The 19,885-nt window shown below is 68.2% G+C and carries 19 protein-coding genes and 1 pseudogene; 14 read left to right on the top strand and 6 right to left on the bottom strand.

The genetic code is table 11. The features are described 5' to 3' along the window. Positions 1-14 precede the first annotated feature (14 nt). Complete coding sequence (locus tag ACLARN_RS09835; protein WP_409491004.1) at positions 15-689, bottom strand: hypothetical protein; 675 nt, start codon at positions 687-689, stop codon at positions 15-17. A 19-nt stretch (positions 690-708) separates the two neighbouring features. Beyond that, a complete protein-coding gene (locus ACLARN_RS09830; protein ID WP_409491003.1) occupies positions 709-1,416 on the bottom strand; it encodes a MerR family transcriptional regulator in 708 nt (235 codons plus the stop codon). Positions 1,417-1,563: 147 nt separating this feature from the next. Here ACLARN_RS09830 and ACLARN_RS09825 point away from each other — a divergent pair, with 147 nt between their 5' ends. From ACLARN_RS09825 to ACLARN_RS09775, 11 genes are all read left to right on the top strand, one after another. Next, entirely contained in the window at positions 1,564-3,015 is a 1,452-nt protein-coding gene (locus ACLARN_RS09825; RefSeq protein ID WP_409491002.1) for an alpha/beta hydrolase, read from the top strand. Positions 3,016-3,589: 574 nt separating this feature from the next. After that, entirely contained in the window at positions 3,590-4,717 is a 1,128-nt protein-coding gene (locus ACLARN_RS09820; protein ID WP_409491001.1) for a WD40 repeat domain-containing protein, read from the top strand. A gap of 309 nt (positions 4,718-5,026) precedes the next feature. After that, complete coding sequence (locus ACLARN_RS09815) at positions 5,027-5,599, top strand: TetR-like C-terminal domain-containing protein (RefSeq protein ID WP_409491000.1); 573 nt, start codon at positions 5,027-5,029, stop codon at positions 5,597-5,599. Between the two features lie 95 nt (positions 5,600-5,694). Further along, positions 5,695-6,453, top strand: coding sequence for an SDR family NAD(P)-dependent oxidoreductase (locus tag ACLARN_RS09810; RefSeq protein WP_409490999.1), 759 nt, complete (start codon positions 5,695-5,697; stop codon positions 6,451-6,453). Further along, positions 6,450-7,508 carry a phosphotransferase gene (locus ACLARN_RS09805; RefSeq protein ID WP_409490998.1) on the top strand — a complete coding sequence of 353 codons (1,059 nt, stop codon included), beginning with the start codon at positions 6,450-6,452 and terminating at the stop codon, positions 7,506-7,508. The genes ACLARN_RS09810 and ACLARN_RS09805 overlap by 4 nt, the downstream gene beginning before the upstream one ends. Continuing rightward, positions 7,505-8,842: an aspartate aminotransferase family protein gene (locus ACLARN_RS09800; RefSeq protein WP_409490997.1), complete on the top strand. Its 1,338-nt coding sequence runs from the start codon at positions 7,505-7,507 to the stop codon at positions 8,840-8,842. The genes ACLARN_RS09805 and ACLARN_RS09800 overlap by 4 nt, the downstream gene beginning before the upstream one ends. 13 nt (positions 8,843-8,855) lie before the next feature. Further along, complete coding sequence (locus ACLARN_RS09795; RefSeq protein WP_409490996.1) at positions 8,856-9,617, top strand: 5-oxoprolinase subunit PxpA; 762 nt, start codon at positions 8,856-8,858, stop codon at positions 9,615-9,617. Then, entirely contained in the window at positions 9,614-10,513 is a 900-nt protein-coding gene (locus ACLARN_RS09790) for a 5-oxoprolinase subunit B family protein (RefSeq protein ID WP_409490995.1), read from the top strand. Before ACLARN_RS09795 ends, ACLARN_RS09790 begins: the two co-directional genes overlap by 4 nt. After that, complete coding sequence (locus tag ACLARN_RS09785) at positions 10,507-11,496, top strand: biotin-dependent carboxyltransferase family protein (RefSeq protein WP_409490994.1); 990 nt, start codon at positions 10,507-10,509, stop codon at positions 11,494-11,496. The genes ACLARN_RS09790 and ACLARN_RS09785 overlap by 7 nt, the downstream gene beginning before the upstream one ends. 121 nt (positions 11,497-11,617) lie before the next feature. Then, the gene (locus ACLARN_RS09780) at positions 11,618-12,862 is read left to right on the top strand and encodes an MFS transporter (RefSeq protein ID WP_409490993.1); all 1,245 of its coding nucleotides are present in this window, start codon (positions 11,618-11,620) and stop codon (positions 12,860-12,862) included. Between the two features lie 27 nt (positions 12,863-12,889). Continuing rightward, positions 12,890-14,635, top strand: coding sequence for a CocE/NonD family hydrolase (locus ACLARN_RS09775; protein ID WP_409490992.1), 1,746 nt, complete (start codon positions 12,890-12,892; stop codon positions 14,633-14,635). A 362-nt stretch (positions 14,636-14,997) separates the two neighbouring features. On the opposite strand, the pseudogene ACLARN_RS09770 reads toward ACLARN_RS09775, so the two are convergent. The 3 genes and pseudogenes from ACLARN_RS09770 to ACLARN_RS09760 form a co-directional block, all read right to left on the bottom strand. After that, a pseudogene (locus ACLARN_RS09770) lies at positions 14,998-15,206 on the bottom strand (transposase); the annotation flags it as partial. A gap of 173 nt (positions 15,207-15,379) precedes the next feature. Beyond that, entirely contained in the window at positions 15,380-15,586 is a 207-nt protein-coding gene (locus ACLARN_RS09765; RefSeq protein ID WP_409490991.1) for a hypothetical protein, read from the bottom strand. Between the two features lie 36 nt (positions 15,587-15,622). Then, entirely contained in the window at positions 15,623-15,973 is a 351-nt protein-coding gene (locus tag ACLARN_RS09760) for a hypothetical protein (protein WP_409490990.1), read from the bottom strand. A 425-nt stretch (positions 15,974-16,398) separates the two neighbouring features. On the opposite strand from ACLARN_RS09760, the gene ACLARN_RS09755 reads away from it, so the two are divergent. Then, positions 16,399-16,842 (top strand): hypothetical protein, encoded by a 444-nt coding sequence (locus ACLARN_RS09755; protein ID WP_409490989.1) that lies wholly within the window; start codon positions 16,399-16,401, stop codon positions 16,840-16,842. Positions 16,843-17,011: 169 nt separating this feature from the next. On the opposite strand, the gene ACLARN_RS09750 is transcribed toward ACLARN_RS09755, so the two are convergent. Further along, positions 17,012-17,875, bottom strand: a complete 864-nt coding sequence (locus tag ACLARN_RS09750; RefSeq protein WP_409490988.1) for a LysR family transcriptional regulator — start codon at positions 17,873-17,875, stop codon at positions 17,012-17,014. 70 nt (positions 17,876-17,945) lie between these two features. Here ACLARN_RS09750 and ACLARN_RS09745 point away from each other — a divergent pair, with 70 nt between their 5' ends. Both ACLARN_RS09745 and ACLARN_RS09740 read left to right on the top strand, forming a co-directional pair. Next, the gene (locus ACLARN_RS09745) at positions 17,946-18,674 is read left to right on the top strand and encodes an SDR family NAD(P)-dependent oxidoreductase (protein ID WP_409490987.1); all 729 of its coding nucleotides are present in this window, start codon (positions 17,946-17,948) and stop codon (positions 18,672-18,674) included. Between the two features lie 673 nt (positions 18,675-19,347). After that, positions 19,348-19,794, top strand: a complete 447-nt coding sequence (locus tag ACLARN_RS09740; RefSeq protein ID WP_409490986.1) for an N-acetyltransferase family protein — start codon at positions 19,348-19,350, stop codon at positions 19,792-19,794. Positions 19,795-19,885: the final 91 nt, after the last annotated feature.

Here is a 19,885-nt window from a genome sequence, read left to right as displayed (position 1 = left end):
GCCGGTTCTGCGGGTCAGGAAGCGACGGTGTCGATCAGCCGGTTGAAGCGGAGTCTCGTGGCCCGTTCCACCGCGGAGAGCGCGCCGGCGACGCCCAGGGCGACCTTCCCCCACGTGGGCAGATCGACCGGCGAGACGAACCTGCCGACGTGTTCGGCGACGGCGGGGATCCGCGTGACGGCCTCGACACCGTGCATGAGGCTGATGACGAGCGCCGCCAGGAGGACGACGAGGGTCACCACGCCGACAACAGCACTGGTCCGCGGGAACCGCCGCCCGAAGCGCGCCCGCAGGCCTTCCTGCGAACGATGGTGAGGACGCAGCGCGCGTTCGGTGCCGTCGTCGGCGACGAAGTGGATGCGCTTGAGCCCGAACGCGCTGGTGGCCACCTCGATGACACCGCCGGGCACGGGAAACGCCGTCGGCAGATTGGAGCGGTGGATCTGGACGCCGTCCCGGTACAGCGCGGCGGGGCTCTTCCCGAGGGCGTCCTCATGCTGCTTTCTGCTCTTCGCCTCGGCGAGATGCCGGACGTCGACCGCGTACTCGTGCGTCTTCCCGGACGGTGTCACGAGGTCGAGGAAGAGCAGCGAACGGGAAAAGAGCTGCCAGAGACGGTATTCGGGAAGCTCGCTCCCGTCGCCGGGCCGGACTTTGCCGAGCTGCCAACGTCGTTTGAGGTTCTTCATGGTCCTTTTCTTTCTAGGGCTAGGGCGCGAGGTTGAGGAGGGCACTCAGCCGCCGCAAGACGTCCAGCTGGGCCGGGTTGTAGAGCTCCACCAGGCCACGCAGGACCATCGGTTCGGAAAGAGCCACCCGCGCCGTCGCTTCCGTCAAGGCCGGCTGTGTTTCGATCTGGTGGCGCGCGACCGGCGTGAGAGCCTCGGCCAGTCGCTGTCTCGTGGCCTCGTCGGCGTCGGCGTCGAGCGCGTCGAACTCCGCTTGCGCAGGAGGACGCGGCGCCGCGTGCAACTCCCGCACCGCGTCCATCGCCTTCGCATCCAGCACCCGCGAGAAGACCATCAGCATCGAACGCTCGACTTCGGACAGGTCGGCGACGTCCCCGTCGAAACCCGGTGGCAGGTCGACAAGGCTGCGGCGCTCCAGGATCAACGCCAGCTCCTTCCGCATCCGTTCCTGCCGTTCGATGCTCGCCTCCAGTTCGGCGTCCAGCGCGCGCAACGTCCGCTCCGCGTTCCCGTCCGACTCCCCCATCGCCTCGATGTCGGCCAGCGGCACCCCCAGATCGACGAGCCGCCGGATCCGCAGCAGCCGGATCAAGTGCGCGATGCGGTACCGCTTGTACCCGTTCGCTCCTCGTTCCGGCTCGTCGAGCAGACCGATCCGGTGGTAGTAGCGGACGGTCTTCAGGGTCGTGCCTGCCAGCTCTGCCAGCTCGCGTGTACTCCAGGTCATCCCCTGCAGTGCACACCATGCCCCTGGGGCACAGTCAAGGAAGATCACCGGATGGCGCCGGCGGCGAACGTCTTCGTTGACCATGCCCCGAGGGCACGGTCTCTACTCGGACCGGACAGCGCACGACCGACCACCCGAGGGGAAGCCATGCGGAGAGCCTTGACCATCGTTATCGCGGCGGCCTTGCTAGCACCACCAGGACTCGCTCAAGCGGGTGAGCCCGCCCAGGCATTGCAGTGGGGCGCGTGCCCGGCCGACGTCGCCAAACCCGGCCTTCAGTGCACCACCATCGACGTCCCCTTGGACCACCGGCGCCCGGACGGACAGCAGATCCAGCTCACGGTCTCCCGGCTGGCGAGCAAGAATCCCGACAAGCGCCGGGGTGTGCTGCTGACCAACCCCGGCGGACCGGGCGGCAGCGGCCTCGACTTCCCGGGCGGGCTCGTCGATCTCGGGCTGCCGCAAAGCGTTCTGGACAGCTACGACATCATCGGCTTCGACCCGCGTGGCGTGGGCCGGAGCACCCCGGTCACCTGCGACCTGACGTCGGAACAGCAGAACAGGGGCAACATCCCGCCCTACGCACGCGACGCCGCCGACGTTCTCACACAGGCTCGGAACGCGAAGGCCGTCGCCGAGCAGTGCGCCGAGTCCAAGACTGCGAACCTGCTCCCCTACATGTCGACCGCGGCCACCGCGCGCGACATGGACCGGATCCGCGAGGCACTGCACGAGGACAAGCTCTCCTTCCTCGGCTATTCCTACGGCACCCATCTCGGTGCGGTCTACACCACTCTGTTCCCAGACCGGAGCGACCGGATCGTGCTCGACAGCAACCTCGTCCCGGGCGGCCTGGACCGGGTGGCCAGCCGGTTGTTCGGCCCAGGTATGGAGAAGCGGTTCCCGGACTTCGCCAAGTTCGCCGCCGCGCGTCCTGAATACGACCTGGGCACCACACCGGAAGAGGTCACCGCGAAATACTTCGACCTCGCCGGCCGCCTGGACAAGGCACCGGTGCAAGGTTTCGACGGCACCCTCTTCCGGCTGGCGACCTTCGCATCCCTGTACCGGGACAGCCGGATGCCCGAACTGGCCGCGATCTGGCACGCGCTCGACACGAACCAGCCGCCACCACCGTCGGCCGAGGCGAAGGCTCCGCAGAATCTGGAGAACGCGGTGGCCAGCCACCTTTACGTGCTCTGCAACGATTCCCGCTGGCCGAGGTCGGTGGGCAGCTATCTCCACGACGTCTCCGTGGACCGAAAGCGCTACCCGATGTTCGGCGCGGCCGGGGCCAATATCCGCCCGTGCGCCTTCTGGCGGTCCGAGCCCGCCGAACCGCCCGTCCGGATCGGCGACCGGGGCCCGTCGAACGTGCTGCTCGCGCAGAACACCCGCGACCCGGCGACGCCACTGGCCGGCGCCGGGCAGATGCGGCGCGCCTTCGGTGACCGGGCCCAGATGGTCACCGCGGACCAGGGCGGCCACGGCGTCTACCTGATCGGCGCGAACAAGTGCGCGAACGACACGGTCACCGCGTTCCTGACCACGGGCGAACGTCCGAAGGATGATCGAACCTGCGTGGCGGAACCGGCCTGACTTCCGCCGGTGCCGGGCCGGTCCGCGCCAGGACCGGCCCGGCACCCTCCTTCGAGGGAATCGGCGTCGTATGACGCTGTGTCACGGGTCCCGTCGCCTCCCGTAAGAACATCGAGGGGCGTCCACTCCGAACTCGCCCTGCTCGGCAGGGCGCACCATCAGCAGTACCGTGCGCTCGGAACCCGTTCAGTGATCGCGGTCGTCGCGATCGTCCAGCGCTCCAGACAAAGTGCGGCGCCAGTCGAGGCTCACCACGAGCCGGATGCCGCTCAGCGCGAGGTCGCGTCGACGCGCCTGAACCCGATCTTGCCGTGTCAACACGGCCGCAGTCCGGGCAGGCCCTAGCCGCTATGCGCCGCGATGGAAGGGTGGCCGCGCGCGACACCAAGATCTGGCCTGGCCCCGGCGAGCGTCTCTTTCCCCGTGCCCGTCCCTGCGATTGATCGAGCCGCCCACGTCGGGATCGGGTCCTGGCTAGGGTGATAGCCGTGGTTGCTCAGGCGTACGGGATTGATGCTGCGGTGGCAGAGGAGCAGTGCCGATGACATTCACAGGACTGGTCATCGCAGGTGTCGTGGCGTTCGGTCTCAGTGTCGTCGCCAACTGGCTTCCAAAACCGGCGAAGCTCACCTCGTGGTGGGTCGTCGGTATCGCGTTCGTCCTGATCCTGCTGGTGGCGGCGCTGGGTGTCGGAAAGGAAACTGACCCGGAGGCTGAGGAAACGCCGGGTACCGGAAGGCAGGCACCGACGAGCGGGGCGCCATCGCAGGGCATGGCGGGTCCGGTCCCTGTACGGCAGCCTGCCATGGCCTTCGGATGCGACCAGACCAGTAACCTCGTCGAGTCGGTGGCGGTACAGCCAGCTGGCCAGCTGGTGGCCTGCGTCAGCGGGTCCACGACATCGATCTGGACGATCGAGAACCAGTCGCCATCGTTGGCAAAGGACCTTGGTGTCGGTGCACTCGCCGCGTCATTCGACCCGGCCGGAACCACACTGCTCACAGCTGGCAGCTCATGCTGGCAGCTATTCGAGGGTAACCGGCCGTGGAACCGGATCGGCGACTCCGAGTGCGGCATGGACGAGCAGGCACACGGGGTCACTTTCGCACCGGACGGCAAGTCATTCGCCACCCGCCCGTTCGCGGGCGGCAGCAAGATCCGGTTCTGGGACATCGCCGGCCGCAAGATCACCAACACCTACACGGCCGACAACGACAAATCCGTGCGGGCCATCGCCTACAGTCCCACCGGACGATACTTCGCGAGCGGCGGCGACGACGCACGACCCTACCTGTGGGATCTCACCAAGAGTGGTGAGCGCACCCCTCTGACCGACGATCGCCGCGGGCATGCCGAGGCGGTCCAAGCTGTTGCGTTCAGCCCGGACGGGACACGGCTCGTCACCGGAAGCGACGACCGGACCGCGAAGGTCTGGAGCGTCCCGGAAGGCAAGCTGCTGGCAAGCCTGGACGGCGAACACAGCGACAACGTGAAGGCCGTCGCGTTCAGCCCGGACGGACGCACCGTGATCACCGGCGGCGAAGACCACAAGGTCGTCATGTGGGACGTCGCGACCGGGAAACCCGTCCGCAAGCTCGAGGGAAGCAGCGGCATGATCTCATCGCTGTCGCTTGACCGTGACGGCAAGATCCTGGCTGCCGGGTGCTCTGACGGCAAAGTCGTTGTGTGGAAACTGACTTGACCCTGCTCTTCCCGTGTCCCGGAGCGGCGCTGTCCTCGAGGAGCTTTTCGACGGTGGCGGCGGGCGCTCCAGGGCTGTGTCCGCCGTAGCCCCCAGGTATGGGCGGTGACGCCGTGGGGAACGGGCATGAGGTAAGGGGTTCCGCGTGTTGTCCGGACCCGGGCGCGCCCTTCGAGGACGGTTTCGGCGAGGTCTCCGGCGCCCCGCCAACGGGGACCCGTCTCGATGTATGCGCTGGCCACCGCCATGCAGGTCGTCCGGGTGCTTGCTGTCGATCGTTGCCGTCGAAGCGGACGTTAGCCTGGCTCTATGGCAGACACTCGCCCTGGAGGCCGTACGGCCCGTACGCGCGCCGCGGTGCACACCGCGGTGCGCGAGTTGTTCGCCGAAGGGCATGACCAGCCGTCGGTGCGGGAAGTGTCCGAACGGTCGGGTGTGCACGAGGTGACGATCTACCGGCGTTGGGGGCGGATCGAGTCGCTGGTGCTTGACGTCGCGGTCACGCAGCTCAACGAGGAGTCGCCGTTCCCGGACAGCGGCGATCTGCGCCGTGATCTGCTCGACTGGGCGCACGCGGTCGCCGGACAGGTAAAGACGCGTGAGGGGTTCGCGCTGTTCCACGCGCTCGCCGCGGCCACCTCCCCGCTCGCCGGTGACAAGCCCGCTCCGACCGCTGCCGACGCCGCCCGGTATCTGCGACAGCGCACCACCCAGATGCAGCGGGCGTTGGACCGGGTCGAGGCGGCGGGTGGCAAGCCGCCGACGGTCGCCCACATCTTCGATGTCGTGCTCGCACCTATCTACCTGCGCGCGGTCTTCGGCTACGAGTCCCCCGACAAGGACCTGGACGCCCTGGTGGACCAGGCGCTGCGCACAGCCTGAAATCTTACTGCAGGAAATCTTGCATTAGCTGCTCCTCTGGCACATACTCCTCGTTAACGTAAGTTTTCTTACATTAAGCGGCCGAGGGAGTATTCATGGCTGGCAGCGCACAAACGCTTCGCGACCGGGTCGCCATTGTCACGGGCGCGAGTTCGGGCATCGGGGCGCAGATCGCGCGCGAACTCGGTGCCACCGGTGCACGGGTCGCCCTGGTGGGACGGGACGCGCAGCGCCTCGAGACGGTCGCCGCGGAGCTGAGGGCGGCGGGCGCGGAGGCCGAGCCGATCGCCGCCGACCTCACGACCGGCACCGGTCCCGGGAAAGTCGTCGACCGCACGCTCGCGCACTTCGGGGGCATTGACGTGCTCGTGCACGCTGCCGGGATCTTCCTGCCGACGCCGTTCGCCGACACCACCGACGAGCAGCTCGACGACCAGTGGGCGACCAACGTCCGGGCGCCATTCCGGCTGACCAGGGCGGCCGCCGGACACCTCGGCGACGGCAGCAGCGTCATCTTCGTCTCTTCCATCTGCGGGCACGTCGGTTTCCCGAACTCCAGCGCCTACTGCGCGACCAAAGGCGCGGTGGAGCTGCTGGTCAAGTCACTGACCGCCGAATTCGCCCCGCGGGGCGTCCGGGTCAACGCCGTCGCTCCCGGCAACGTGCGTACGAGCATCAACGCGCACCTGCTCGAAGATTCCGACTACGAGCGCCAGATGCTCGAGTCCACACCCGCCGGACGTGTCGGCGAGGTCGGTGACATCGCGCCGGCGGTCGCCTTCCTCGCTTCCCCCGCCGCCTCCTACATCCACGGTTCCAGCCTGCTGATCGACGGCGGCTGGGTGGCTTCGTGAGGAGCCCCACCGTGCCCGGCTTCCGCGAACTCGTGACAGCGAGCGGCCTCGACGCCGTCACAGAGCACCTCGACGAAACGCTCGTGCTCGCCGCGCTGCGAGACGTGCACGGCCTGTCCGGCAGGCTCGAACGCGTCGCCTCGGAGAAGGACGAGACCTTCGTCCTGCACACGGCCGGCACCCGCCACCTGGTGAAGGTGGGTGGCGAGGGCGAATCGGCCGAGGACCTCACGCTGCAGACAGCGGTGCTGCGGCACCTCGCGCGCACCGCGCCCGGCCTGCCGATCCCGGTCGTCCGGTCCGGTGTGGACGGAGCGGACGTGCACGACATCGCGCCACGAGACGCGAGCGGGCCGAGGCTCCTGCGGGTCCTGTCGTACCTCCCTGGCGAACCGCTGGGCGGGAGTGAGGCCGATCCGGCACCCTTCGGCCGCTACCACGCACAGCTCATCCGCGCGCTCGCCGTCTTCCGCGGCGAGAACCAGGAACGGACCTTGATCTGGGATCTGCGCCATCTCGGCGCCCTCGTTCCGGTACTGGACACAGTGGACAGTGCGGACCGGATGCTCGCGCACGATGTGCTCGCCGAATTCGCGCTCCACGTCCGGCCCGCCGAACTGGACACCCAGTTGGTGCACAACGACTTGAGCCCGCACAACATCCTTGTCGGCTCTCGCGGAGCATTGACCGGGATCCTCGATTTCGGCGACGTGCTGCGCACGGCGGTGGTCTTCGACCTCGCGATCGCGTTGTCGAACCTCCTCGAGGTGGACGCCGCCGACCCATGGGCGGTGCCGCTCGCGTGGCTGCGCCACTATCTCCGGATCAGGCCGGTCACCGAAGAAGAACTCAAGCTTCTTCCGCTGCTGTCGACAGCACGACTGGTGCAGCGGGCGCTCATCGCGTCGTGGCGGGCCCGGCGGGATCCGGCACGCGCGGCGTATGTGCTCTCGCACGCCTCCCGTGATTGGGCGACGGCTCGGGTGACGTTCGCCGGTCTGGACGCCGCGGCCGAACGGGTACTCGCGTCGGCGGACACGGAGTCGCGGCGATGAGCCGCCCGCGCGGGCCGGAAATGGTCAACGGCTTCACCGGCGAGTCCTTGGCCGGGCAGCCGCCGCACATCCGGGAACTCCTCGTCCGGCGCGAGAAGGTGCTCGGGCCGGGGTACCAGCTGTTCTACACGAACCCGGTCGAGGTCGTCCGCGGCGACGGCGTGCACCTCTACGACTCCGCGGGCAACGAGTACCTCGACGCCTACAACAACGTCGTCTCGCTCGGACACTGCCATCCCGCCGTCGTCGAGGCGGTCACCCGGCAGCTGTCGAAGGTCACCACGAACACCCGCTACCTGCAGGCCGATCTGCTCGACTTCTCCGAACGGTTGCTCGAGACGTTCCCCGCGGAACTCGACCGGGTCACCTACACCTGCACCGGCTCGGAAGCGAACGACCTCGCCTTGCGCATCGCGCGGGCGCACACCGGCAACACCGGGATCATCGTCACGCGCAACGCCTACCACGGGGTGACCGCCGAGGTGGCGGCGTTCTCCCCGTCCCTCGGCCCGGCCTCGCCGCTGGGACCGCACGTGCGCACGATCAGCGCGCCGGACCCCCTGCGGCAGGGCACCTCGGTGGTGGCCGAGCTGCGCACCGAGATCCGGGCGGCCATAGACAATCTCCGGCGGCACGGGTTCGGGGTATGCGCGCTCGTGGTGGACAGCATCTTTTCCTCCGACGGCGTGCAGCCGGTCCCGACGGATCTGCTCGGCGTACTCGCCGCCGAGGTCCGTGCGGCGGGCGGGGTCTACCTCGCGGACGAGGTCCAGGCGGGGTTCGGCCGCACGGGAACGGGATGGTGGGGTTTCGGCAGGCATGAGGTCGTGCCCGATCTGGTGACCCTGGGAAAGCCGATGGGCAACGGGATTCCGGTGGCCGCGACGGTGCTGCGGCACGAGGTCGGCCGGGAGTTCGGCCGGAAAGTGCGCTACTTCAACACTTTCGGCGGCAGCAACGTACCGATCGCCGCGGCCGCGGCAGTGCTCGGCACCATCGAAGGCGAAGGTCTCATCGACAACGCCCACGAGATCGGCGCACAGCTGAAGCGGGGGTTCGCCCGCATCGTCTCGGACCACCCTCGCCTCGCCGACGTGCGCGGCGCCGGGTTGTTCCTCGGAATCGAGGTGACCGCACCGGAAGGCACGGACCCGGACCGGCTACTCGCCCAGTCGCTTGTGGACGATCTGCGCGAACACTTCGTGCTCGTGTCGGCGTCCGGGCCGCACGGCAACGTCATCAAGATCCGGCCGCCGCTGGTGTTCGACGCCTCCGACGCCGCACTGCTGCTCGAACGCTTCGCCGATTCGGCCGCCCGAGTCCTTCCCACCTGATCAGGAGGTGATCATGACCGCACCGACGATCGACCTGAACGCGGACGCCGGCGAGAGCTTCGGCCGGTGGACGCTCGGCGACGACGAAGCCTTGTTCCGGCACATCACGACCGCCAACATCGCCTGCGGCTATCACGCCGGCGATCCGGCGACCATGCGGTCGTCCCTGATCCGCGCACGGGAGGCGGGGATCGCCGCGGGCGCCCACCCCGGCTACCCGGACCTGCTCGGCTTCGGCCGCCGGGCGCTGCCCGCGACCGACTCCGACGTGGTCGACTACATCCTCTACCAGGTCGGTGCGCTCGCGGGGCTCGCCGCGGCCGAGAACGTGCCTCTCACCCATGTCAAACCGCACGGCGCGCTCATGGGCCGGATCTGTCGGTCGCCCGAGCTGGCGACCCGCGTCGCGCGGGCACTCCAACCGGTCTTGCCGGGAGTTCCGCTGATGTTCGCGCCGACCGAGGCGATGCGCGCGGTGGTCGCGGAGGGCTTGCCGGTCATTCCGGAGAACGCGGCCGACCTCGACTTCGACCAGGACGGGATCAACATCGTCGAGCCGGTCCCGCGGGCCAAGGACCCGGAAGCGATCGCCGATCGTGCGCTGGACATGGCGCGCGGCACCGTCCGCACGGTCGGCGGGACAGTGATCCCGATGCCGGTGCGCTCGGTATGCGTGCACGGTGACCGGCCGAACGCGGTCGCGATCGCGGCGGCCGTGCGACGGCGCCTCGAATCGGCGGGATTCCTCCTGCGCGCCCCCAAGCAGGCGTTATGAGCGGCTACGAGTTCTTTGCCGACGGCGCACGGGCCAGCTTCGGTGGGGACGAGTTCGTATTCGTCGAGGTGTGCGAAGGGATGGACCTCGCGCAAGCGCTGCGGATCCAGGCGATCACCGGTGAGCTGGCCCGGCGCGAGTTGCCCGGCGTCATCGACGTCGCCCCGGCCAACGCTAGCTATCTCGTGCGCGCCGACCCAGACGTGCTTCACCCGCGCGAACTCGTGCGCGCGCTGGCCCGCTTGCACGACCGGTTCGAGGAGGCGGGATCGGTGGCGCTGGACACGGAGATCGTCGAGATCCCCGTGTGGTACGCGGATCCGGAGACCGAGCGGACCTGCCTGAAGTTCCGGGACCGGCACCAGTCGCCGACGGAGACGGACATCGCCTACACCGCGCGAATCAACGGACTGGCCTCGGTGGCCGACCTCGTCGCCGCGCACGCGTCGGCGCCGTTCATCGTCACCTTCCCGTGTTTCAAGCCGGGCAACACCGAATGCGTCCAGCTCGTGCCGCGCGAGCGGCAGATCCAGGCGCCCAAGTACCTGCGGCCGAGGACGGAAACCCCGGCCAGGGCGGTCGCGCACGGCGGTGCGTTCACCGTCGTGTACCCGACCGCGGGGGTCGGTGGCTACCAACTGCTCGGCCGCTCCCCGGTCCCGGTCGCCGACCTCACCCAGCGGACTCCCGGGTTCGAGACATCGAAGGTGCTCGCCACGATCTCGACGCTGCTGCGCTTCCGGCCCGTCCACGGCGAGGAGTACGAACAGCTGCGCACCGACTCACGCGAAGGCCGGTACCGGTATCGGCGCGCACCAGTGCGCTTCGCGCTCGCCGAATTCCTCTCCGACCCGGCAGGCTATCCGCGCACTTTGGAGGCGGCGTTGTCATGCTGACAGTCCTCGCCCCCGGCGCCCGCACACTCGTCCAGGATCTCGGCCGCGACGGGCAATACGCCATCGGACTGCCCCCTTCGGGAGCGCTCGACCAGTACTCGCACCGCTGCGCCAACCTGCTCGCCGGCAACCACGAGAACGCGGCGACGCTGGAAATCGCCATGATCGGACCGGCACTGCGCTTCACCGAACCGGCGACCGTGGCAGTCACCGGTGGCGAAGCCGACGTCGACGTCGACGGCATGACCGTGTCGTGCTGGCAGACGCTGTTCGTGGAACCCGGCCAGGTGCTGCGGATCGGCACGCTGCGCACCGGTTGCCACGCCTACCTCGCGGTGCGCGGAGGGATCGGGACCGAGCCGTTCCTCGGGAGCCGGTCCACCTACCAGAGTTCGGCGATCGGCGGGCACGACGGCCGGGCGCTCGTTTCCGGCGACATCTTGCCGATCGGCGACGGGACCGGGATGTTCCGTCCCGGCGCGGGCAGCACCGTCGATCCCCGGCTGCGTCCGGTCCTCGGCGGGCACCAGCGCCTCCGGCTTGTCGAAGGACTGTGCCGTCACCGGTTCACCGACGAAAGCGTCCGCGAGTTCTTCTCCTCGACGTTCACCGTCTCGCCCGAATCCGACCGCACCGGCCGCCGCCTGATCGGGCCGGCACTGCGGTTCGTCGACCGTGAAGCCCCGTTCGGCGCGGGCGACAACCCCAGCAACGTTGTCGATCTCGGCTATCCGGTGGGGTCGGTGCAGGTACCCAACGGCGAGGAAGCCATCTGCCTGCTGCGCGACGCCGTGACCGGAGGTGGCTACGCGACGATCGGCACGGTCGTGAGCGCCGACCTCGACGTGCTCGCACAGCTCAAGGCACCGGACACGGTCCGCTTCGTGCCGGTGTCACTCGACCAGGCGGTCACCGCCCGCCGCGAGCGTCGCGACCGGCTCAAACAGGTACGGCACGGCCTGCGGCTGCTCTCCCTGTACTGAACCTCGTTCCGGCAGCACCCGGCCGTCCCGGAGGACGGCGCGAACGGCTCCTGTTCGCCATCCCGCACGTGCCAGCGTGCCCGACCTCCCGTACCCCTCCCCTGCTCCGAGGAGCACCGCCATGACCACCCCCGAACTCACCGGCCCCACGCTGACCGGCCGCACCCCGGCGCCCGGCGCCGCCACGTGGACCTTCCGGACCCTGCTCATCCTGCTCGTCCTCGACCTGACCTACCTCATCAACGCGATGGACCGGCAGGTGTTCGCCATCCTGCTGCCCGATATCAAGCAGGCCTACGCGCTCACCGGCAACCAGGCCGGGACGCTGTCGACGATCTTCACCCTCGGCATGGGCCTGGCCGGTATCCCGGCCGGTTATCTGGCCGACCGGATCGGCCGCAAACGGATCATCATCGCGAGCCTGCTGTTGTTCTCGATCACCTGCGCGCTCCAGGCGACGGCGGCCGGGCTCGTCGATCTGACCGTGTGGCGGATCCTGTCCGGTGTCGGCGAAGGAGCCCAGAACGCGGCGCTGTACGCCGCTGTCGGCGCGTACTTCCACCGGAACCGCGCGGTGGCGATCGGGTCGATCAACGCCGCGTTCGGACTTGGCGCGTTCGCCGGTCCACTCTTGGGCGGCGCGCTCCTGTCTTCGACGGGCAGCTGGCGCGTCCCGCTTTACGTGTTCGGCGCGATCGGCCTCGTGATCCTCGTCGTCCTCATCTTCGCGGTGCCGCGGTCGGTGACGGAGATCGGCCGCCACGAGGAACCGCGCACCACGTCGGCACCGGGCGGTGCTGTCCGCTTCTTCAACCGGCGCGTCATCTGCTGCACCATCGCCACCGTCGCCGCGGGCTTCACCATCTACGGCTACCTCGGGCTGTATCCCACCTACCTCCGCGAGACGCACGGATACGCCTCCGACCAGACCGCGCTCGCCGCCGCCATGTTCGGACTCGGCGCGCTCACGGCGGTCTTCTGCGGCATCTTCGCCGACCGGTTCGACCAGCGGCTGGTCAACGTAGCCGGATTCGCCGCGATCGCCGGATGCGGGGCCGGGATCTTCGTCTTCGGCACGACCTATCCCGCGCAGCTCGTGTTCTCACTGTTGCTGGGGGTCTCCTTCACCGGCGTCGTCTACACCAACACCAGCGCACTCATCCAGCGTTCGGTGCCCAGCGCGAAGGTCGGCCGGGCAACGGGCCTTTTCGTCGCGGCCATGTACATCCCGGCGAGTTTCTCCGGCTATTTCTTCGCGGCCACCAAATCCGGCTTCGGCTGGCAAACCGCCGGGGTCATCCAGTTGTGCGCCATCCCGGTCGTCGGCCTCGTCGCCATGGCCGCGATGGGCAAGGCGCGCGACTGACCACAAAGGACAGAAGGAAAGGAAGTCATGACACAGCACTACGAGCCCTACAGCGAAGTGCGCGACGGCATGCGGGTCGACTGGGATGTGCGGATCACGATGAGCGACGGGGTGACGCTCGCCGTCGACATCTTCCGGCCTGACGACGACGAGCCGCACCCGGTGCTGCTGGCGGCCAGCCCGTACGGCAAGGGACTCGCGTTCGCGGAGGGGTTCGCATCCGCGTTCTCCGCTCTCGTGCGTGACCATCCCGAAGTGGCGGAGAAATCGACCAGCGCGTACCAGGTCTGGGAATACCCGGACCCGGAACGGTGGGTCCCGGAAGGCTACGCATGCGTGCGGATCGACGTGCGCGGTACGGGCGGCAGCGAGGGTGCGATCGACTTCTTCTCCCCGCGTGAGACACAAGACCTTTACGAAGCGATCGAATGGGCAGGCGTCCAGAGGTGGAGCAACGGCAACGTCGGCATGCTCGGCATCTCGTACCTCGCGACCAACCAGTGGCAGGCCGCCGCGCTGTCCCCGCCGCACCTCAAGGCCATCTGCCCATGGGAGGGCGCGTCCGATTTCTTCCGCGAGTACACCCACCACGGCGGGATCCCGTCGGAGTTCATGCCCGGCTGGGCGCCGCACCAGGTACTGCGCATCCAGCACGGCCGCGCCGACGCGCCGCTCAATCCGAACACCGGCCGAAAGGTGTCGGGCAAACCGGTGCGCACGGAGGAGGCGCTGCGGGCGGCCGCGATCCGGATCTCCGAGATACTGCTTGCCCGGCCCGTCATCGACGACTACTACCTGGATCGCACCGCGGTACTGGAGAAGATCACCGTGCCCGTGCTGACCGCCGCCAATTGGGGAGGTATGGGCCTGCACTCGCGTGGGAACTTCGAGGGCTACCACCGGGTTTCGTCCGAGCAGAAGTGGCTGGAGGTGCACGGGCTCGAACACTGGACGGAGTTCTACACCGACTACGGCCTCGATGTGCAGCGGCGCTTCTTCGACCACTTCCTCAAAGGCGAGGCCAACGGGTGGGACGACCAGCCGCCGGTTCAGCTGCAGGTGTGCACGCCCGATGGCTTCTTCCCACGACACGAACAGGAATGGCCTCTCGCGCGCACGGAATGGACCGAACTGCACCTCGACCTAGATACCGGTACCTTGACCGACCGCGCTCCGACCGGCGCGCAGCACTCGGAGTTCGTCGCGCGGTCGGAAGGACTGATGTTCACCTTGCCGCCCGCCGACCAGGAGGTGGAGTACACCGGCCCCGCGGCGCTGAAACTCTTCGTCTCGTCCACGACCGAGGACGCCGACCTGTTCGCCACGGTGCACCTGCTCGACCCCGAGGGCACCGAAGTGCTTTTCCCGACAGCCTTCGAGCCCCACGGCCCCGTCGGCCAGGGCTGGCTGCGCGTCTCGCACCGCGAGCTCGACCCGGACCTGTCGCGACCGTACCGGCCATGGCAGCGGCACACCGAGATCTCCCCACTGGTCCACGGGCAGGTGTATGAAGCGGACGTCGAGATCTGGCCACTGTCGATCGTCGTCCCGGCCGGCTACACCCTCGGGGTATCCGTGCGCGGCAAAGACTACGAACACCACCTGCCCGGGCCGCACGAGATCGTCTACGGTCGCGAAATTCGCGGTAGCGGCGCCTACTGGCACGAGCTCCCCGGCGACCGAGACCGGCCGGCCTTCCACGGCCGGACCACCCTGCACAGCAACGAGAAGCAGCGGCCGTACCTGCTCCTGCCCCGGATCCCGCGCGCCTGAGTACCGCCTTGTCCGGTGGCTGCCGACCCGCCCGGCAGCCACCGGTATCGCAGCCAACGTCAAGAGCCGACGGGCTTCATCCCGCGAGCCGAGCAGGCTCTCCAACGGGTAGATCCACCACCACGGCACTCGCAGGAGCCGCCAACGCTACCGGAACCTCCAGAACCGCGTCTTCCATCTCATCAACGTCGCTCACGCGCTACCACCCTCGAATCTGCCGAACGCCTCAACAAGTCGCAGAACGACTCGAAGTGTTATGCCATGCCTGCTAGCCAGGACAACATCGTTGGCTGCTGGACCCGACAGGAGCGAAGGTGGATGGCACGGATGTCGTCCAGCAGGGGCTGCAGTTGCGGGTTGTTGTCCCCGGCCTGGCCCGGGGTGAGGATCACCGCCAACGGCAGACCGGCCGCGTCGACCGCCAGGTGAAGCTTCGTCGTCAGCCCTCTCCGGGAGCGTCCGAGGCATTCCCCGTCGATCGCGAGGTCTTCGATCCAGTCCGCGCAGCCCCTTTCTTCCGGGCACCGGCCGCGTGCTGATGCGCCCGGACACTCGTGGAATCCACACTGATCACGAACTCGACGTTGTCCTACAGTGTTCCCAGACACGAACTGGGGTGACGTACTCGCCTTCGCAATATGGCTTGTACAGCCGCAGTATGGGGCTTGGCTACGCTGACACTCGGCGGTTACGCCGGCCTCGTACGAAAATCTAGCTAACAATTCGTGGTGGGTTGTCTTGTGTTTAGTTCAGTACCTCGCCGCCGTTGTGACGATCGCGCTCGTTCTCCCAGCGCGCGCGAACCGTGCGCATCAGTAGACGTGAACGTTCCGCCCCGAGGCCGAAGGTCCGCATCAGGCTCTCCGCTGAGATCGGGCGTTGGGTCTCCTGTCGATGACGGCGATCCGCCTCGATCGCCTTCGTTACCAGCTCGTCGTCGATCTTCGGCAAACTCGACCGCTTCGTTGGGCTGCGAGGCAGCTCACCCTACGATCTTCGCGCCCTCGGGAGCGCCTTCACACGAGGACTCGGCGGCGCGGGCGTTTCGCCTCGCTCCCGTTCTGCTGTTGTCGCCAGCTCACGGAGCAGCGCGGGTCCGACGTCGGCCCACCCAATAAGCAGGAGGGGGCCGACTGCATCGAATAGCGCGCGGCCGATCTCCCCCGCAATGAGCGGCTCTGCCACGTTCAGGGCCAGCGTGACGACACTCGAGACCAGCAGGAGCCGTCGCGCCAGCCGGCTCACCTCCGCCAAGGCGCCACGCAGCGACCACTGCCGGATCGCGATCAGCAACGCCAGCACCGACTTCGCCCTGCCGCCCTGTCGTCTCGGCGTCACCGGACGAGTCGGCCACAGCCCGAGATCAGCGAGACGCGAGGTGCCGACCCGGCGTATTAGGTGCGGCCACGTTTCACCGTGGCGGTAACTGCGAGACAGCGCGCGACCGGTGCCGGTACGCGACACGTGGTCTCCCTGCCGCCTCACCGCCGCCGAGCTCGCGCCGCGGATCCTCGACCGGCTCTCCTGACCCGAGGCACTTCTCGAGATAGCGCCTCACGGTGAACGCGGCCGTGAAGAACATGGCGGCGGCGGCGCTGCTGGATCCGCCTGTATTCGGGTGAAACCAGGCCGCGAGCGGCAGCCTGGTCCTCGCTGATCTGTGTCAGATGACGCAGACGAGCGGGGACTGGAAGCGACATCCTGCAGAGCGCCCGAAATTCCTGGGCGCCGACTTGACCACGGAGGGAATTTCCTTGTTCTCGATGCTCAGTTCCACACCGCAACCCGCACCGACGACCGCGAGCCGCACCCGACGCCGCCGCACGGCCGCGGCGGCCGGCGTAGCCGCTGTCGGGCTTGTTTTCGCAAGCGCCCCCGCCGCCACGGCAGCACCGGCATCCGTCGTCCGGGACTTCTACGTCGACTACGGGGCCAGCTACGCCTCCGGCACCGCCACCTTCACCAACCGGTCGGTGATCCTCGACGGCACCCTGCACGCGGTCGGCTGTGGCCGGGTCATCTACGGCGACTCCTACGCGGGGCCCAGCATTTCCGATTATCTCGGCAGCGGGAGTTCGACTCCGCGCTGCGACGGAAACTGGCCGTTCCACGTCCCGGTCCCGGCGGACAAGCCGGGCGGCGCCGACCGTGTCTTGATCACACTGGCCGCCCCGGACGGCTCCGACGCCGTGTGGGCTTTCCGCTGATCGGACTCTGGCGGTAGTGGGCGCGATCGTGTGGGGAGAGTCCGGCGGCGGGTGTTCCCGCGCGATCGCGCTTCGGTGGCAATTCGGAAGCCCGGGGCGCCGACCGGGCGCATCCGGGATCTCCGACCCGACCGCGTCGTGCCAGCGCTCGACAAACGTTCGGCCGATCCTAGTTCGGTCCGTGTTCAGCGGCGATCCTGAGGAATCTCGCTATCGAAGATGACCGGCTCCCTGAGCGCCAGAGTGCCAGGGTCCGGTACGGCGTCACATCACTGACCGGCAGGTAGACGACGTCCGGGCGGACGTTCACGGCGGCCAGCGAGGCGGGCACCAGTGCGACGGCCTGCCCGAGAGAGACGACTTCCAGCAGCTGGGCGGTGTCGCGAACGACTGGGCCGTCGGACCGGCGATCGGGATGGCCCAGCCAGTAGCCGCGCTCGACGACCCGCGAATCCGCCCATCGCGGAGCGGGCTCGGCGATCAGATCGGCGACGCTGAGCACACCGCGACCGGCTAGCCTGTGATCGGCGGCGAGCGCGGCGACGCGCGGTTCGGTCGTCAGGAGTTCGGTTTCGAGGCCATCGCCGTCCACGCAGGCGGCGATCGCCAGATCGGCGCGTCCGTCGCGGACCAGCTCGGCCTGTTCACCGAACCCGCTCACCACCACACGGATCTCCGCCGCGGCCGGATCCTCCTGGAAGCGTTCGCGGACGCGGTGCAGCAGCCGGGTGGCCACTCCGGGTTTAGCGGTCACCACGAGCGCGTTCCCGTCCCGACGCGTCCGGCGAACGGCTATGTCCAGAGCGGCGAGAACCTTGGCCGACTCGGCGAGAAGGGTCTCCCCGGCGGGCGTCAGCGCCATCCGCCGCCCGGTGCGGTCGAACAGTTCCGCGCCGATCCGGCGTTCGAGCCCGCGAATGGCGCGTGACAACGGCGGTTGCGCGATACCGAGACGACTGGCCGCGCGGGTGATGTTCAGGTCTTCGGCGACGGCGCGAAAATAGCGCAGTTCGCGGATCTCCGGATCCGGCATACCGCCAGGGTAGGGTCCGCACACCGAATCGGTGCTTCTATTCCGGCACGAGGTCGGCTGGGGTAGTGGCATGCACCCCCACGAAGTCGCGCTCGTCACCGGCGGCAGCAAAGGCATCGGCAAGGAGATCGTCCAGCGACTGGCCGCGCGCGGACTCACCGTCTACCTCGGCGCACGGGATCCGGAAGGGGGCGGCCAGGCTGGTCCGAGCATCCGGCCCATCCGGCTCGACGTCACCGACGAAGCCTCCGTGGCGGCGGCGATCGAGACCATCGAGGCCGAGACTGGCAGACTCGACGTCCTGGTCAACAACGCCGGTATCACCAGCGAATGGGGACTCCGCACCACCGACTTCACGGCCGCGCACCTGCGCGAGGTGTACGAGGTCAACGTTTTCGGTGTCGTCACGATGATCTCGGCCTGCTTGCCCTTGCTGCGCCGCTCCCCCAACCCGCGCGTAGTCAACTTGTCGAGCGGGCTCGCGTCCCTCACCCTGCTGAGCGATCCGGAGGTTTCCCTGCCCACCGAAGGATTCCTCGCCTACAGCTCGTCCAAGGCCGCGCTCAACGCCTTGACCCTGCTCTACGCCGAAACCCTCCGCGCAGACGGCATCAAGGTCAACGCCGCCAGCCCCGGCATGGTGCCGACCGACCAGAACGCCGGGGCCCCTTTCCCGCGCGGGCACCGCACCGTGGCCGACGGTGCGGCCGTTCCGGTCCTGCTCGCGACGATCCCCGCGGACGGCCCGTCCGGCGTCTTCCGCGGCCCGGATTCCCTCGAGGACGTCATCCCCTGGTGAACCGGACTCCGTCGTCAAGGACCGCCATCTCCGACGCCGCCATCCGCCTGTTTCCATACCGTTGGTTCAGTCGATAGGGTCTCTGTGCTGAGCAACTCGATCTTTGGGTGCGGATGACTACTGTCTGGTCTTTGGCGGAGCTGGACGCCGTGTTCCGGCGATGCTGGGATGAGCGAACATGTGACCCTGCCATCTCGTGGGATTCCGCTAACCCTGCTGCTGGGCATTGCGGTGTCACATCGATGGCCGTGGCGGAGCTCCTTGGCGGTGTCTTGCTCTGGTCGGAGGTCTTTCGACGCGATGGCCGGCCCGACGGACTCCACTATTGGAATCGTTTGCCGAGTGGCCTGGAGCTCGACCTCACTCGTGATCAGTTCCGAGACGGCGAATATTTCAGTGAGTCGTCCGTGCAGCAGCCGGCCCGAATCGCAACCGCACGAATGGCCACGCGGTATGACCTCTTTGCATGCCGTGTGCGAGTTCGTCTGGGTGGGTTGGTACCTGAAGGAATCCCGGCGGCGCGCACCGGCTCCCACAGTGTCGAGATCCCGTCAGAGTCTTAGCCCAGCTAGGCAGCCTCTGCTGCGCCGTACGTGCCTGGCGGCTATCGCTGGCTCGGCCATCCGTCAGGTTCGAGGCGGTGCTGACCTGGCTGTAGTGAAGGATGGCCGCCATGGTGGAGATTAGCCTCCTGACCGAATCCGACCGCGCCAGCTGGGAAGTGCTGGCCCGTGGTCACCACGCCCACTTCGAGGCCGAGGTCGGCGACGACAGCTACGAACAGGCCTGGCAACGCGTGCTCGAAGGGGTGCAGGCGCGAGGGATAGCCGCGTGGGTCGACGGCAAGATGGTCGGCATCGCGCACTATGTGTTCCACGCGAGCGTCTGGAGGGCCGGGGGCAGGTGCTACCTGGCGGACCTGTATGTGGACCCGGAGGTCCGGCGGCGAGGTGTCGCGACGGCGATGATCAAGTGGGTGGCGTGGGACGCCGAGGCGCACGGGTTCCCTCGCCTTTACTGGAACACACTGGAGGACGCCCCGGCTCGCGCCCTGTACGACAAAGTGGCTGACTTCCACCAGGGACTCATCCATTACTCCTACCGGCGCGACAGGATCTAGAGCCCCGCCCAGCGCAAACCACTGTCGAATCAGAGTCGATTCAGACGCCTGTTTAGTTACATGCAGCTACTCGCCGAGTTTTCAGGGATTC

The sequence above is a fragment of the Amycolatopsis sp. cmx-11-12 genome (genome assembly GCF_046269425.1).
In the GTDB taxonomy this organism is placed as follows: Bacteria; Actinomycetota; Actinomycetes; order Mycobacteriales; family Pseudonocardiaceae; genus Amycolatopsis.
The sequence above is the reverse complement of the archived record's forward strand: the minus strand, read 5'-3'. Positions and strand labels throughout refer to the sequence as shown.

What these genes read in the sequence shown, in the direction of transcription:
- ACLARN_RS09835 (WP_409491004.1), bottom strand. Translation starts at nt 689, where the DNA reads ATGAAGAACCTCAAACGACGTTGGCAGCTCGGCAAAGTCCGGCCCGGC.
- ACLARN_RS09830 (WP_409491003.1), bottom strand. Translation starts at nt 1,416, where the DNA reads ATGACCTGGAGTACACGCGAGCTGGCAGAGCTGGCAGGCACGACCCTG.
- ACLARN_RS09825 (WP_409491002.1), top strand. Translation starts at nt 1,564, where the DNA reads ATGCGGAGAGCCTTGACCATCGTTATCGCGGCGGCCTTGCTAGCACCA.
- ACLARN_RS09815 (WP_409491000.1), top strand. Translation starts at nt 5,027, where the DNA reads ATGGCAGACACTCGCCCTGGAGGCCGTACGGCCCGTACGCGCGCCGCG.
- ACLARN_RS09810 (WP_409490999.1), top strand. Translation starts at nt 5,695, where the DNA reads ATGGCTGGCAGCGCACAAACGCTTCGCGACCGGGTCGCCATTGTCACG.
- ACLARN_RS09800 (WP_409490997.1), top strand. Translation starts at nt 7,505, where the DNA reads ATGAGCCGCCCGCGCGGGCCGGAAATGGTCAACGGCTTCACCGGCGAG.
- ACLARN_RS09795 (WP_409490996.1), top strand. Translation starts at nt 8,856, where the DNA reads ATGACCGCACCGACGATCGACCTGAACGCGGACGCCGGCGAGAGCTTC.
- ACLARN_RS09790 (WP_409490995.1), top strand. Translation starts at nt 9,614, where the DNA reads ATGAGCGGCTACGAGTTCTTTGCCGACGGCGCACGGGCCAGCTTCGGT.
- ACLARN_RS09785 (WP_409490994.1), top strand. Translation starts at nt 10,507, where the DNA reads ATGCTGACAGTCCTCGCCCCCGGCGCCCGCACACTCGTCCAGGATCTC.
- ACLARN_RS09780 (WP_409490993.1), top strand. Translation starts at nt 11,618, where the DNA reads ATGACCACCCCCGAACTCACCGGCCCCACGCTGACCGGCCGCACCCCG.
- ACLARN_RS09775 (WP_409490992.1), top strand. Translation starts at nt 12,890, where the DNA reads ATGACACAGCACTACGAGCCCTACAGCGAAGTGCGCGACGGCATGCGG.
- ACLARN_RS09755 (WP_409490989.1), top strand. Translation starts at nt 16,399, where the DNA reads ATGCTCAGTTCCACACCGCAACCCGCACCGACGACCGCGAGCCGCACC.
- ACLARN_RS09750 (WP_409490988.1), bottom strand. Translation starts at nt 17,875, where the DNA reads ATGCCGGATCCGGAGATCCGCGAACTGCGCTATTTTCGCGCCGTCGCC.
- ACLARN_RS09745 (WP_409490987.1), top strand. Translation starts at nt 17,946, where the DNA reads ATGCACCCCCACGAAGTCGCGCTCGTCACCGGCGGCAGCAAAGGCATC.
- ACLARN_RS09740 (WP_409490986.1), top strand. Translation starts at nt 19,348, where the DNA reads ATGGTGGAGATTAGCCTCCTGACCGAATCCGACCGCGCCAGCTGGGAA.